This is a genomic window from Streptomyces sp. NPDC050704 (assembly GCF_040654355.1).
In the GTDB taxonomy this organism is placed as follows: Bacteria; Actinomycetota; Actinomycetes; order Streptomycetales; family Streptomycetaceae; genus Streptomyces.
In genome coordinates this window covers 46,050-60,125 of the sequence record NZ_JBFAHW010000026.1, presented here as the reverse complement: position 1 = coordinate 60,125, position 14,076 = coordinate 46,050, and the positions used below count along the sequence as shown (strand labels likewise).

General features: G+C 70.9%; 11 protein-coding genes. 6 read left to right on the top strand and 5 right to left on the bottom strand.

What is annotated here, in order from left to right; genetic code table 11:
• Positions 1-46: 46 nt before the first annotated feature.
• The gene (locus AB0I18_RS17765) at positions 47-718 is read right to left on the bottom strand and encodes a response regulator transcription factor (protein ID WP_363106416.1); all 672 of its coding nucleotides are present in this window, start codon (positions 716-718) and stop codon (positions 47-49) included.
• Positions 719-870: 152 nt separating this feature from the next.
• Here AB0I18_RS17765 and AB0I18_RS17760 point away from each other — a divergent pair, with 152 nt between their 5' ends.
• Positions 871-1,122 (top strand): hypothetical protein, encoded by a 252-nt coding sequence (locus AB0I18_RS17760; RefSeq protein ID WP_363106415.1) that lies wholly within the window; start codon positions 871-873, stop codon positions 1,120-1,122.
• Positions 1,123-1,228: 106 nt separating this feature from the next.
• Here the strand turns inward: AB0I18_RS17760 and AB0I18_RS17755 are convergent, their stop codons facing one another.
• On the bottom strand, positions 1,229-4,024 hold the full coding sequence (locus tag AB0I18_RS17755) for a PAS domain S-box protein (RefSeq protein WP_363106414.1): 2,796 nt from the start codon (positions 4,022-4,024) through the stop codon (positions 1,229-1,231).
• Positions 4,021-5,400: an extracellular solute-binding protein gene (locus tag AB0I18_RS17750; RefSeq protein ID WP_363106413.1), complete on the bottom strand. Its 1,380-nt coding sequence runs from the start codon at positions 5,398-5,400 to the stop codon at positions 4,021-4,023. The genes AB0I18_RS17755 and AB0I18_RS17750 overlap by 4 nt, the downstream gene beginning before the upstream one ends.
• Before the next feature lie 187 nt (positions 5,401-5,587).
• Between AB0I18_RS17750 and AB0I18_RS17745 the strand changes: the two genes are divergently transcribed.
• From AB0I18_RS17745 to AB0I18_RS17730, 4 genes are all read left to right on the top strand, one after another.
• The gene (locus AB0I18_RS17745; protein ID WP_363106412.1) at positions 5,588-5,938 is read left to right on the top strand and encodes a response regulator transcription factor; all 351 of its coding nucleotides are present in this window, start codon (positions 5,588-5,590) and stop codon (positions 5,936-5,938) included.
• Between the two features lie 252 nt (positions 5,939-6,190).
• Positions 6,191-7,150 (top strand): hypothetical protein, encoded by a 960-nt coding sequence (locus AB0I18_RS17740; RefSeq protein ID WP_363106411.1) that lies wholly within the window; start codon positions 6,191-6,193, stop codon positions 7,148-7,150.
• Positions 7,151-7,268: 118 nt separating this feature from the next.
• Positions 7,269-8,327, top strand: a complete 1,059-nt coding sequence (locus AB0I18_RS17735; protein ID WP_363106410.1) for a LacI family DNA-binding transcriptional regulator — start codon at positions 7,269-7,271, stop codon at positions 8,325-8,327.
• On the top strand, positions 8,324-9,238 hold the full coding sequence (locus AB0I18_RS17730) for a carbohydrate kinase (RefSeq protein ID WP_363106409.1): 915 nt from the start codon (positions 8,324-8,326) through the stop codon (positions 9,236-9,238). The genes AB0I18_RS17735 and AB0I18_RS17730 overlap by 4 nt, the downstream gene beginning before the upstream one ends.
• On the opposite strand, the gene AB0I18_RS17725 is transcribed toward AB0I18_RS17730, so the two are convergent.
• Positions 9,228-10,082 carry a helix-turn-helix transcriptional regulator gene (locus AB0I18_RS17725; protein ID WP_363106408.1) on the bottom strand — a complete coding sequence of 285 codons (855 nt, stop codon included), beginning with the start codon at positions 10,080-10,082 and terminating at the stop codon, positions 9,228-9,230. The two genes, AB0I18_RS17730 and AB0I18_RS17725, sit on opposite strands and share 11 nt — an antisense overlap.
• 101 nt (positions 10,083-10,183) lie before the next feature.
• Between AB0I18_RS17725 and AB0I18_RS17720 the strand changes: the two genes are divergently transcribed.
• Entirely contained in the window at positions 10,184-10,762 is a 579-nt protein-coding gene (locus tag AB0I18_RS17720; RefSeq protein WP_363106407.1) for a YceI family protein, read from the top strand.
• A gap of 115 nt (positions 10,763-10,877) precedes the next feature.
• Here AB0I18_RS17720 and uvrA read toward each other — a convergent pair whose 3' ends face one another.
• Positions 10,878-13,928: an excinuclease ABC subunit UvrA gene (uvrA, locus tag AB0I18_RS17715; protein WP_363106406.1), complete on the bottom strand. Its 3,051-nt coding sequence runs from the start codon at positions 13,926-13,928 to the stop codon at positions 10,878-10,880.
• Positions 13,929-14,076: the final 148 nt, after the last annotated feature.

Below are 14,076 nucleotides of genomic sequence, written 5' to 3'. Positions count from 1 at the left end.
GACAGCGCGACGGCCTGTCAGACCCTCGCCCGGAGCCGGCCCGGGTCTACCGCGATTCCAGGAAGGTGAGGACGGCCAGCACGCGACGGTGGTCGTCGGCGGCCTCCGGGAGATGCAGTTTCCCCAGGATGCTGCGGACGTGTTTCTCGACCGTGCCCTCGGTCACCCACAGGCGGCGGCCGATGCCGGCGTTGGAGCGGCCCTCGGCCATGAGCTCCAGGACCTCCCGCTCCCGCGCGCTGAGGAAGGACAGCGGGTCGTCGCGGCGCTGGGCCGAGACCAGTTCCCGCACCAGGGAGGGGTCGACGACCGAGCCGCCCTTGCGGATCCGCTCCAGGGCCTCGATGAAATCGTCCACGACCGTGACCCGGCTCTTGAGCAGATAACCGATCCGGCGGCCGCCGGCCAGCAGCTCCAGCGCGTCCTCGACCTCCACGAACGCGGACAGGACGAGGATGCCGAGATCCGGGTGGCGCTCGCGGATGCTGCGGGCCGCCTTCAGTCCCTCCGTGGAATGGGTGGGAGGCATTCTTATGTCGACGATCACCAGATCCGGGACGTGCTCCTCGACCAGTTCCAGGAGCCGGCCCGCGTCCCCCGCCTGGCCCGCCACCTCGTATCCGAGCCGCTCGCAGAGACTGGCCAGACCCTCCCTGAGCAGGACGTCGTCGTCGGCCAGGACCACTCTCCCGCGCGCGGGAGGCTGTGCCGCGTCCATGGTGCTCCCCCGTCCGCTCGCCCGACCGGTGCGGTACGCGTCCAACAGCCTGCCGGACATGGCCGGTTACGGCTAGCGGGAGGTGGGCAATTGAGGAGGACCGGAACCCGTTTCGGGGGCTGGCCGTGACGACACGGAGACAGTTCGGGGCAATGCTCGTACCAGTGCAGATGCAGGTGGACCGGCCGCCCCGGGCGAGGGGCGGCGGGTCGATGACCGAAGGGCTGCGGGAGATGCGACAGACACGGATCGAGAAGCGACGACGGCCGGTCCGTGTCCGTCGGTACGAGGACGAGGAGCCGTACGCCGGCGGTGCGTTGTCCGGCCTCGACCCCCGCGACCCCGACATCGTGCGGGCCAAGCGCCTGCGGTCGGCACAGCAGGGCGGGACCCCCCGCCCCTGAAGCCGGACGGTGGCCTCACCGTCCGTGAAGGCAGCCCGGAGCGTGCGCACGTCTTCGAGTCCAAGACTCCCCCTCGTGGACTTACCGCCGCGTGCGCTCCGGGCCGTCACACGTCCGGCGGCGGCTCCCCCCTCGCGTCCGCGGAGACCTCCGGCAGCGGCAGCCGTACGGTCGTCGTGGTGCCGCTGCCCGGTGGGCTGCTGATGCTCAGCCTGCCGCCGATCGCCTCGACCCGGTCGGTGAGCCCGATCAGTCCGGAGCCGCCGCCCTGGTCCGCTCCCCCGATCCCGTCGTCGCCGATGACGACCTCCAGGACGTCGTCGTACGTTCGCGCCCGCACGTCGACCACGCTCGCGCGCGCGTGCTTGGCGGCGTTGGTGAGGCATTCGGAGGTCACGTAGTAGACGGCCACCTCGATCTGTTCCGGGAGGCGGGCCGGCGGAAGCTCCAGGTCCAGCTCCACGGGGACGGCGGAGCGCCGGCCCAGGGCGCGCAGGGCCGGGCCCAGGCCGCCCTTGGAGAGGATGGCGGGATGGATGCCGCGGGAGATCTGGAGCAGGTCCTCGAAGGCGTCGTCCAGGCCCTTGCTGATGTGCGTCAACTGCTCGACGAGTTCGGCCGGCTGGTCCGCCGTCATGGACTCGGCCGTCCGCAGGTCCAGCTGGAGCGAGACGAGACGCTGCTGGACGCCGTCGTGCAGATCGCGCTCGATGCGCCGCCGCGACGCGTCACCGGCGGCCACCACGCGCGCGCGTGAAGCGGCCAGTTGGGCGCGGCTGTCGGCGTTGGCTATGGCGGTGGCGATCAGTTCGGTGAAGTCGGCGAGGCGCGACTCGGTGCCCCTGGGCAGCGGTTCGGGGCGCGAGGCGGATGCGACGACGGCACCCCACAGTCGGTCGTCGACGACGATCGGCGCCCCCACGGACCGGCCGATGCGAGCCGCCCGCCGTGTCCCGGCCACCGCGGTCGCCGCCTCCCGGACCTCGGCTCCCCCCGCCTCGGCCGGGCGGGCGGAGCCCAGGACGGTGGCGGCGCCGTCGGCCCCGTACCGCAGGACGGCCGCGGAACTCGTGCTCAGCAGCAGCCCCACCTCGCGGGCGACGGCGGTGAACACCTCGTGCGGCGGGACACCGCGGGCCACCAGGGTGGCGACGCTGCGCAGCGCGGCCTGTTCGCGGGCGGCGCGGCGGCTCTCGGTGACATCGCGCGCGGCGGCGTAGATGAGGCCCTCGTCGAGGACCGGGCGGCAGCTCCACTGGAGCCAGCACTCGGTGCCGTCGCCCCGGACGTAGCGGTTCTCGAACTCTACGACTTCGGCGCCGCCCGCCAGCCGGTCGAGGATGGCGCGGGTGCGGGCCCGGTCCTCCTTGTGCACGAATTCGAGGAAAGGCCGGGACAGCAGCGTCCTGCCGGGGTGTCCCAGGGTCTTCTCGAACGCCGGGTTCACGCGCTTGAAGTAGCCGTCGAGACCGCTGATGCACAGCAGGTCGAGGGAGAGGTTGAAGATGCTCTCCAGTTCCTGCTCGGCCTTGCGGCGCCGGCTGTGGGCCGCGGCGAACGACGCCATGGTGCCGTTCATGCCGCGCAGCAGCTGTGCCCAGGTCCCGTCGAAGGCGGCGACGTCCGCGCGGTGGCCGAGCCGGTTGTCGTCGATCGCCGTGTTCATGGTGCGGATCTCGGCGGCGAACCGCTCGCCGGCCACCCGGAGTTCGCGGAAGGTGTCGGCGACGGCGCCGATCTCGTCGCGTCCCGCGTAGCGCATGTCGTACGACAGGTCGCCGTCTGTGAAGGCCTTGGCCCCGGCGGACACCTCGGTGAGCGGGCGGGTGATCGAGCGCCGCAGGGCGAGGGCGAGGACGGTGACGGCGAGAAGGACCACGACGAAGAGGGCCAGTTCGCTTTCGCCGCGGGCCTCGGCGGCGTCCAGGTCGTGGTCGGCGGCGGCCGCGAGTTCGTCGGCGGCGGTGTCCGCGATGCCGCGCAGAGCGGTGAGGCGGTCGGTGGACACGGTCAGCCAGCGGTCCAGGGAGGGCAGTTTCGCGGTGTCGCCGGATCCGAGGGCCTCGCGCGTGGCGCGGACGGTGCGGCCCGCGGGCTGGAGCAGCACGGTCGACAGCCTCACCTGAAGCCGCCCCGACACGTTCTGCCGGAACGTGTCGAGCTGGGCGGCCTCCAGTGCCTGCCAGCGGTCGGCGGTTGCGGCCCGGCCGTCCTCGGGCGCGGACGCGAACAGGAGGGCCAGCTCGACGCGTTCGCGGTCGGCGGCCTCGATCGCCTCCAGGACGGCCAGGTAGCCGTCGGCGGACTGTCCGGAGTCCCGCGAGGGACGGCTCGAGTCGAGGTCGTGGACTGTGTTCAGGAGGTCGTTGGTGATGCTCGCGTACTTCCGCTCGATCTGTGTTCCGGTCAGCGAGCCGCTGCCCGACTCCAGCCTGGTCGCGAAGAGTTTGCGGCCCGTCGCGTCGAGCTGGCCCAGGACGTCCGGCTGCCCGCTGGTGTCCGCGGCCCTGCCGTTCGCGACGGTGAGCGTGCGGTCCGTGGCACGCCGGGCCGCGGCCCGCTCGTCCGTCACGCCCGGCCCGTCCGGGCGCGCCTCCACGAGGACCTCGGCGAGGCGCTCGCGGGCCAGCGCCTCGGTGAGCTCGGCCAGGGCGAAGGACACGCGCGTGGCGGAGCTGAACTCCCGCAGGGTGCGCGCCTCCCGCCACTCGGTCACGGCCGAGAAGACCGTGAAGGCGAGCAGCCCGGAGACCGGCAGGAGGACGAGCAGCATGAGCTTGGTGCCGACGCGCAGCCGGGCGAGGAACGGGACCCTGGCGTGCGCGTGTCCGGTTCCGCCGGACCGCTGTACGCCGGCGGACCTCCGTAGGGCGCCGACGCGCCTGCGTATGCCGGTTCTCATGGCCCGGCCGACGGATAGCCCTGGTGTTCGGCCAGGTCCTTGTCGATCCGGCGGACGGCCTCGTCGAGAGTCGCCTTGACGGGAGCGCCGTCCACCATGATCTCGGCGGAGGCCCACGAGAAGGCCTCGGTGATCGCCGGGTAGGCCGGGGTCTGCGACCGCGGCCGTGCGACACCGCTCTTCAACTGCTCGATGAACAGCCGCTCGACGCCGCCTTCGGCGAACCTCGGCGAGAGCGCGACGGCACTGTCCGTCGCCGGGATCGCACCGTTGGCCCGGCTCATGCGGTCGACCTCCCGCGGCTTCAGGAGGTACGCGAGGAACCGCCACACCGCGTCCCCGTCGGTGGAACCCGCCGTGACACCCCACTGCCAGGAGCCCATCCCGGTGACGGTGCCCCTGCCGAAGTCGGGCAGCGGGACGATCTTCACGTCGTCCGGGAACGCCTCGGTGTACCGGCCGTACATCCAGTGCCCCTGCCAGGAGAGGGGACTGCGCCCCTTGACGAAGGCCTTGCCGTCCTTGTTCGGGTCGACCAGCCCCTCCTTGACCCAGTTCTGCATGGTGGTCATCGCCCGGACCGCCCCGGGCCCGTTGAGGAAGCCCTCCGCCGTCCGGAAGCTCCGCGGGTCGATGAGGTCACCGCCGGCCGACCAGACGGCGGGCGCGAAGCCGTACGTGTTCCATTCCTCGGCGCGGGCCAGGTCGTTGAGGTGCAGGTCGAGCGGCTTTTCATAACCCTCCTGGCGCAACTTGCGCAGGATGCCGGTCAGTTCGGTCGCCGTCCAGGCGTCGTCCGGGCCACTGGGGACACGGACACCGGCCTTCTTCAGCACGGAGGGGCGTACGTAGAGGCCCAGCCCTGAGTCGAAAGTACCGATGCCCCACAACCGGCCCGCATAGGTGCCCTGTTCGCGGATCGAGCGCAGCAGATCGGACTTCACGTTCCCGGGCACGCAGGAGTCGATCGGCTTCAGCTTGCCCGACCAGGCGTAGTTGTAGAGGTTCGGACCGTCGAAGTCGAGCAGGTCGGGCAGTTCGCCGCTGACGGCGGCGGATTCGACCAGATCCGCGTACGGGCGCTCCTGGGGCAGTGTGATCAGCTCGACCCGTACGGCCTTCTGTACGGCGTTGAAGTCCTTGACCTGACGGCGCAGCGTGTCGACTTCGGTGCTCTGGCCCGTGTGGAACCACACCGTGATGTCGGTGGTGCCTTCGAGTTCGCCGTCGCACGTGGTGTCGCGGCGCTCCTCGGAACGCTTGCCGTCGTCCCCGTTCCCGCCGCAGCCGGCGGCCAGCAGGGCGGCGGACAACGCCCCCGCGAGGACCGCGCGGTGTGTCCGGAGCCGCCAGGCCTTCCTGTGGCGCTTCGTCATCCTGCACCCCCACCCGACCGACACGACACGGTCACCCCAGGGCAGCCGACATGCTACCGCGCGTCATTCGCCGCTGCGCTGCGTAAGCACGTACGAACTTTTCCGGCACAGGCCGTCAGCACTTTCCGGCAGCTGCTTTCCGGGTAGCGGGAAAGCCAGGACGGCAGCCGGTTGGCATGCTGTCCGCATGTCCATGCGCTGTCTCATCGTCGATGACAGCGCCCGGTTCCTGGAGGCCGCGCGTGCCCTGCTGGAACGTGGCGGGGTTCGGGTCGTCGGCGTCGCCTCGACGGGCGCGGAGGCCGTCGAGCGAGCCCACGACCTGGTCCCCGACGTCGCTCTCGTCGATCTCGACCTGGACGGCGAGAGCGGCCTCGACGTGGTGGTACGGCTCGCGGGCACCGTGCCCTCGGTGATCCTCATCTCGACGCATTCCCTGGAGGACTTCCAGGAGCTGGTGGCGGCCAGCCCCGCCCTCGGTTTCCTGCACAAGTCGGCCCTTTCGGCGCGGGCGCTCCGGGACCTCCTGGGGTGCTGATCCGGGACCTCCTCGGGTGCTGAGGGGGTCGCCGCGGGCCGGCCCGGCGACGAGCCGAAGAGCACGGCCGGTCAACGAGGTTGCGCACGAGGTGTTGTCCGGACGTGATCAACACGCTTCAATGCGGGATGACTTGAGCCGGGAACCACGGCGTTCGGGTGTGAACATCCCCCGTACGTCCGTCAGGTGACCCCTCCGACCAGCGCGAACGGCCCGAACAACCGTTGCGGACATTCACAGAAAGGTCTCTGCATGCGGCACGGCACACAGCACGCGGACGTCGCCACGGCGGAGCTGGAGACGGAACTGGAGACGGCCCTGCGGGTCGGCCCCTTCCATGTCGCCCTGCGTGCCGCGATCGCCGCCCGTGGACTGCCGCTGCAGCGCGTACAGCACCATCTGACGCGGTACGGGGTCAAGGTCGGCGTGACGAGCCTGAGTTACTGGCAGCAGGGTGCCCGGCGCCCGCAGCGCCCCGAGTCGCTGCGGGCCGTACGCGCCCTGGAGGAGATCCTCCAGTTGCCGGACGAGTCGCTGATCCGGCTGCTCGCCGCGGCCGAGGAGCGCACCGACGCGGAACGCCCCGCGGCCCGTTCGTACCGCTCGCTGATCGAGGCCTCCGGCGCCCTGGAGGAACTGCTGGCCGAACTGGACTCGCCGGCCGACGGCGGACTCCACGCCATCGGCCACCACGAGCGGGTCCTGATCGGCGCGCGGCGCGAGCTGCTGGGGCGCGACTCGCACCACATCGTGCGCGCCACCAAGGACGGCATCGACCGCTATGTGGCAGTCCACCACGGCGACCCGGGGTGCGCTCCGGAGGAGATGACGGTGCGCGCCCTGGAGAACTGCCGCACGGGACGCGTCCGTTGGCATCACGGCACCGGCGTGCTCGTGGCCGAGCTGCTCTTCGACACGCGGCTGCGGACGGGCGACACCTTCCTGTTCCGCTATGCCGTCGAGGACGGCACGGCCGGCGCGTCCACCGAGTACGTCCGCGGGTTCAGCCTCTCCGGCGGGCAGTACGCCCTCCAGGTGCGGTTCGCCGAGAACGCGGTGCCGGTGCGCTGCCACCGGTTCACCCAGCACTCGGCGGCGGCGCCCCGCAGCGGCCGCCAGGAGCTGGCACTGAGCGGGCGGCACCGCTCGGTGCACATGGTGGAGCCGCGGGTGCGGTCGGGGATCGTGGGGATCGGGTGGGACTGGGAGTGAGCGGCGCCTCCGGCGATTCCTCACCACGCGAGACGTAAACGCTTACGTAAGCGTTTACGTCTCGCGTGGGATGGGATAGGTTCGCCGACGAAAAGCCGGTTCCGGGAGGCGAGGCGCTATGGCGACGATGGCCGAGGTGGCCCGACGCGCGGGTGTGTCCATCGCCACCGTCTCGCACGTACTCAACGCCACCCGCCCCGTGCGGCCCGCCACGCGCCAGATCGTGCTCGACGCCATGGACGAGCTCGGCTACACGCCGAACACGCTGGCGCGTTCCCTGGTCACCGCGCGCACGCGGTCCATCGGCCTCGCGGTGTCGGCCATCAGCAACCCGTATTTCACGGAGACCCTGCAAGGTGTCGAGGCCGGTGCCCTGGAGCACGGCTACAGCCTCCTCATCGCCGATCCGCACGACGACCCCGAGCACGAGCGCAAGGTCGTCCAGCTGCTCCACGAGCGACGCGTCGACGGCATGATCGTCGCCCCCTCCGCCACCCCGCACGAACTCCTCGGCTACCTCGCGAGACATGACGTACCGACCGTGTTCCTGGACCGGCTGGTCGACAGTGGCCACCCGTCCGGCCCGGCGCCCGGCTTCACGTTCGACCAGGTCTGCGCGGAGAACACCGAGCCCGTCAGGCGCCTGGTCACCCACCTCGCCGAACTCGGCCACAAGAGGATCGGCCTGGTCGCGGGTCTGCCGGGGCTCAGCACCACGAGCGAGCGGATCTCCGGCTACCGGCACGGCCTGGCGTACGCGGGACTTCCGTACGACGAGCGCCTCGTGGTCACCGGCAACTCGGAGGCGGCGGGCGCCGAGCGCGCGACCGACGCCCTGCTGTCCCTCGCGGCGCCGCCGACCGCACTGGTCACCGCCAACAACGCGATGACCATCGGCGCGCTCAGGGCCGTGCGAGAGAGGGGCCTGTTCGTGCCCGGCGACCTGGCTCTGTGCTGCTTCGACGACTTCTCCTGGGCGGACCTCTTCTCGCCCCGGCTCACCGCGATCTCCCAGCCCGGCAGGGAGATCGGGGCCCAGGCCGTACGGCTGCTGCTGGACCGGCTGGACTCCCCCGGCCGCGCGGCCCGTACGGTCCGGCTGCCCTCAGCCTTCGTTCACCGCACCTCGTGCGGCTGCCCCGAGAACCCGAGAACCCGAGAGGAAACCGACTCGTGATCGTCGTCGCCGGTGAGGCCCTGATCGACCTGGTGCCGAGTGCGGCGGGCCCGCTCGCGAGGCTCGACCCGCGCCGCGGTGGCGGTCCGTACAACACAGCGGTGGCCCTGGGCCGGCTCGGTTCCCCCGCCGCCTTCTGCTCCCGGATCTCCGCCGACGCCTTCGGCGAGGCCCTGCTCGGCGGGCTGCGCGAGGCGGGCGTCGATGTGGCGTCCGTGCAGCGGGGCGCCGAGCCGACGACCCTCGCCGTCGCGTCGATCGGCGGAGACGGCTCAGCCCGCTACTCGTTCTATGTCGAGGGCACGGCTGACCGGCTGTTCTCGGCTCCGGACCAACTCCCGGACGGGACGAGGGCGGTGTCCTTCGGCACGTGTTCGCTCGTTCTGGAGCCGGGCGCGAGCGCGTACGAGGAGCTGATGCGGATCGCGTCCGCGCGGGGCGTGTTCACCGCGCTCGACCCCAACATCCGGGCGGGGCTGATCCCCGACGCGGACGCCTACCGGGCCCGGTTCAAGAGCTGGCTGCCGTCGGTGTCGCTGCTCAAGCTGTCCGAGGAGGACGCCGAGTGGCTCGGCGGCACTCCGCGCGAGTGGCTGGCCGCAGGACCCGCGGCCGTCGTCGTCACGCGGGGCGGTGCCGGACTGACCGTCTTCACCCGCGACGGCGCGGAGTACGCCATGCCGGGCGAACCGGTCGACGTGGTGGACACGATCGGCGCGGGCGACACGGTGAACGCGGCACTGCTGCACGGCCTCGCCGCCCGTGACGCGCTGTCCGGGCCGGCGCTTGCGGGCCTGGACGCCGACGGCTGGACCGGGTTGCTGCGGTTCGCCGCCCGGGCCGCGGCGATCACCTGCTCCAGGGCGGGCGCGGAACCGCCGTACGCCTCCGAGATGGGCATCAGCCCTTGACGGCCCGGAGCGCCCCCGGCCGGCAGCCGTTGAGACGGTCAAGGGCAGTGGCCGTGCTGTCGTCGGCGGGCAGGTACACGACCAAGCGCTGGCCGTCGTCCGGCAGGGCGAGCGTCTCGTAGGCGAGGCGCAGGTGGCCGGCCTCCGGGTGGGCGATGAGCTCGGCTCCGGAATGCCGGGGCATGACGGGTACGGATGCGAGCCGGTCGGCGAACGCGGCTCCGGCGGTGACGGTCAACTCGTCGGCCAGTGCGGTCATATGAGGATCACTGGACGGAGCCTCGTGCCTGAAGCGGGCGATCTGCTCGTCGGCCACCCGGTCCCAGTCCGCATAGGCGGTGCGCGCCCGCTCGTCGGTGAACACGTACCGCAGGACGTTGGGGTGCGCGCTGTCGAGCAGCCCCAAGGGGGCCGCGATCCGCTGATATCCGGTCGTGTACCCGAGGATCTCGCCGAGCCAGTTCAAGAGTACGGCGGGGGTGGGTTCCAGCCGGTCCAGCAGGGCCCGTGTGGTGGGGCGCAGGGCCCGGCACGGGGTCATTCCGGCGGTGCACAGCACGGAGTCGCCGCCCGCACCCTTCGACAGGCGGCGCAGCAGGAGCCGGTCGGGCACGGCCAGCCGCAGCGCGTCCGCCAGGGTGCCGAGCACCTCGGGCGACGGATTGCGGTCACGGCCCTGTTCCAGGCGGGTGAGGTACTCGACGCTGACCCCGGCCAGTGTGGCCAGCTCGGCGCGGCGCAGCCCCGGCGTGCGACGGCGGGGCCCGGTGGGCAGCCCCACCTCGGCAGGAGTGACCGCCTCACGGCGCGAACGCAGGAAGGTGCCCAACTCGTTGTCGCTCACCCGCTGAACGTACCAACACATGAGCCCCGGATCGTGGCCCTGTCACTACCATCCTCAGCCCGGTCTCCCTCCCGTCCCGCACCTCGCACACAGTGGGACTCATGACGAACGACATCTCCCCGACCCCTGTCACCGCTTCCGCTGTGACCACTTCCGCTCTGCCGCTGCTCCCCGGCGACTGGGAGCTCGACCCCCTCCACTCCGCCGTGAACTTCACGATCCGCCATCTCGGCATCGCCAAGGTGCGGGGCCGCTTCAGGGACCTGAAGGCCGAGCTGTACGTGGGTGAGTCGGCGGACGACGTCAGGGTGAGCGCCGAGATCGACCTGGCCTCCATCGACACCGGCAACGCCGACCGGGACGCACACACCCGCGCCCCGGACCTGCTCGACGTGGCGAGCCGTCCGACGATGACCTACCGGTCCACCCGCGTCTCCGGGAAGGACGGGGACTGGTCGATGGAGGGCGAGTTGACCATCGGCGGGGTGAGCCGGCCGGTGACGCTCGATGTGGAGTTCGGCGGCGTGGTCGACTCCGTCATCGACAACCGCAGGCACGCCGGCTTCGAGGCGACCGGCGAGATCCGGCGCAGCGACTACGGCCTGGACTTCGGCGGCGGGATGCTCGGTGACGTGGTCAAGATCCAGCTGGACATGCAGTTCGTCGAGCCGCAGGGGTAGGAGCAGGAGCGGGGCGGCTGACCGCGTGAACGCGCCGCGCCCCACGAGGAGTTCCCGTGGGGCGCGGCGCGTTCGCGCATGGTCTGCGATGCAGGCGTACGCGTACGAGCCCGGGTCAGGCCTTGCGGGCGCGTGTCGTCTTCTTGGCCGGGGCCGCCTTCTTCGTGACCGCGGCCGCCTTCTTGGTGGCCGTGCTGTTGGTGGCCTTGGCCGTCGTGGTCCTGGCCGTCGCCGTCTTCTTCGCCGCCGACTTGGCGGCCACGGACACCGCCTTCTTGGCCGCCGGCTTGCGCGGGGCCGTCACCTGCGTGCCGTCGCTGATGCGCTCGGCGCCCAGGACCTCACGCAGGAACTTGCCGGTGTGGCTGGCCGGAACCCCTGCGACGTCCTCGGGCGTGCCCTCGGCGATGACGAGGCCACCGCCGCCGCCGCCCTCGGGGCCCATGTCGACGACCCAGTCGGCCGTCTTGATGACATCGAGGTTGTGCTCGATGACGATGACCGTGTTGCCCTTCTCGACCAGGCCGGACAGCACGACGAGCAGCTTGCTGATGTCCTCGAAGTGCAGGCCGGTGGTCGGCTCGTCGAGGACGTAGACGGTGCGGCCGGTGGACCGCTTCTGGAGCTCGCTGGCGAGCTTCACCCGCTGGGCCTCACCGCCGGACAGGGTGGTCGCGGCCTGACCGAGCCGGACGTAACCGAGACCGACGTCGTTGAGCGTCCTGAGGTGGCGGGAGATCGCCGGGACGGCCTCGAAGAAGTTCATCGCTTCCTCGATCGGCATGTTCAGGATCTCGGCGATGGACTTGCCCTTGTAGTGGACCTCCAGGGTCTCCCGGTTGTAGCGCGCTCCGTGGCAGACCTCGCACGGGACGTACACGTCCGGAAGGAAGTTCATCTCGATCTTGATGGTGCCGTCGCCCGAGCAGTTCTCGCAGCGACCGCCCTTGACGTTGAAGGAGAACCGGCCGGGCTGGTACCCGCGCACCTTCGCCTCGGTCGTCTCGGCGAACAGCTTGCGGACGTGGTCGAAGACCCCGGTGTACGTCGCCGGGTTCGACCGGGGTGTGCGGCCGATCGGCGACTGGTCGACGTGCACGACCTTGTCGACGAGGTCGTCGCCGTCCACGCGCGTGTGCCGGCCGGGGACGCTCCTGGCGCCGTTCAGCTCGCGGGCCAGGTGCGTGTACAGGATGTCGTTGACCAGCGTCGACTTGCCGGAACCCGAGACGCCGGTGACGGCCGTGAGGACGCCCAGCGGGAACGACACGTCGATGTCCTGCAGGTTGTTCTCCCGAGCACCGTGCACGGTGAGCTGCCGGGACGGGTCGCGCGGGCGCCGGATGTCGGGCAGCGGGATGGCCTTCTTGCCGGACAGGTACTGGCCGGTCATCGACTCGTCGTTGGCGAGCAGCTCCTTCAGGGAGCCGCTGTGCACGACCTTGCCGCCGTGCTCGCCCGCGCCGGGGCCGATGTCGACGATCCAGTCGGCGACCTTGATGGTGTCCTCGTCGTGCTCCACGACGATGAGCGTGTTGCCCATGTCGCGCAGCCGGACCAGGGTCTCGATGAGCCGGTGGTTGTCGCGCTGGTGCAGGCCGATGGAGGGCTCGTCGAGCACGTACAGGACGCCTACGAGGCCCGAGCCGATCTGGGTCGCGAGGCGGATGCGCTGGGCCTCGCCGCCGGAGAGGGTGCCCGCCGCGCGGTTCAGCGACAGATAGTCGAGGCCTACGTCGACGAGGAACCGCAGTCTCTCGTTGACCTCCTTCAGGACGCGCTCGGCGATCTTCTTGTCGCGCGTGTCGAGCCTCAGCTTGCCCAGGAAGTCCGCGCAGTCGCTGATGGACATGGCGGAGACCTCGGCGATCGACTTCTCCATGACCGTGACCGCGAGGACGACCGGCTTGAGGCGCGTGCCCTGACAGGTGGGGCAGTGCACCTCGCGCATGTAGCCCTCGAAGCGCTCGCGGCTCGCGTCGCTCTCGGCCTCGCTGTGCCGCCGCTTCACGAAGGGAACGGCCCCTTCGAAGGGCGTGGTGTACACCCGCTCGCGCCCGTACCGGTTGCGGTAGCGGACCTCGATCTGCGTCTTGTGCCCGTACAGGAGTGCCTTCTTGGCGCGCTGCGGGAGACCGGCGAAGGGGATGTCGGTCCGGAATCCCAGCGCGTCCGCGAGGGCTCCGATCAGGCGCGCGAAGTAGTCCTTGGTGTGCCCGTGCGACCAGGGGTGGATGGCCCCCTCGTCGAGGGACTTGTCCTCGTCCGGGACGATCAGCTCGGCATCGACCTCCATGCGCGTGCCGATGCCCGAGCACTCCGGGCAGGCGCCGAAGGGCGAGTTGAAGGAGAAGGAGCGGGGCTCCATCTCCTCGAAGGACAGGTCGTCGTACGCGCAGTACAGGTGCTCCGAGTACATGCGCTCGCGCTCGGGGTCGTCGGCGGGCAGGTCGACGAAGTCGAGCACGACCATGCCGCCGGAGAGGCCGAGGGCGGTCTCCACGGAGTCGGTCAGGCGGCGCTTGGCGCCCTCCTTGACCGTGAGGCGGTCGACGACCACCTCGATGGTGTGCTTCTCCTGCTTCTTCAGCGTGGGCGGCTCGGTGAGCTGGATCGTCTCGCCGTCCACCCGGGCGCGGCTGTACCCCTTGGTCTGGAGCTCGGCGAAGAGGTCGACGAACTCGCCCTTGCGCTCGCGCACCAGCGGCGACAGCACCTGGAAGCGGCTGCCCTCCGGCAGCTCCAGGACCTTGTCGACGATGGCCTGGGGCGACTGGCGCGTGATCGGGCGGCCGCATTCGGGGCAGTGCGGCTTGCCGATGCGCGCGAAGAGCAGCCGCAGGTAGTCGTAGACCTCGGTGATGGTGCCGACCGTCGAGCGCGGGTTGCGCGAGGTCGACTTCTGGTCGATGGAGACGGCCGGCGACAGACCCTCGATGAAGTCGACGTCCGGCTTGTCCATCTGCCCGAGGAACTGCCGGGCGTACGAGGACAGCGACTCGACGTACCGCCGCTGGCCCTCGGCGAAGATCGTGTCGAAGGCGAGCGAGGACTTGCCCGACCCGGACAGACCCGTGAAGACGATGAGTGAGTCGCGCGGGAGGTCGAGCGAGACATTCTTGAGGTTGTGCTCGCGCGCGCCACGGACGATGAGACGGTCGGCCACGCCGGTCCGCACCTTTCTTGAGAGAAGTGACAGGGGCGGGGCCCCCGTCATTCACAGACTAGGGGGAGCCACTGACAGCGCCGGTCTGGTTTCCCTGGTTGGTAACAATCCCGGACCCCCAAGAATGCCTGACGCCGCCCCCGACCTT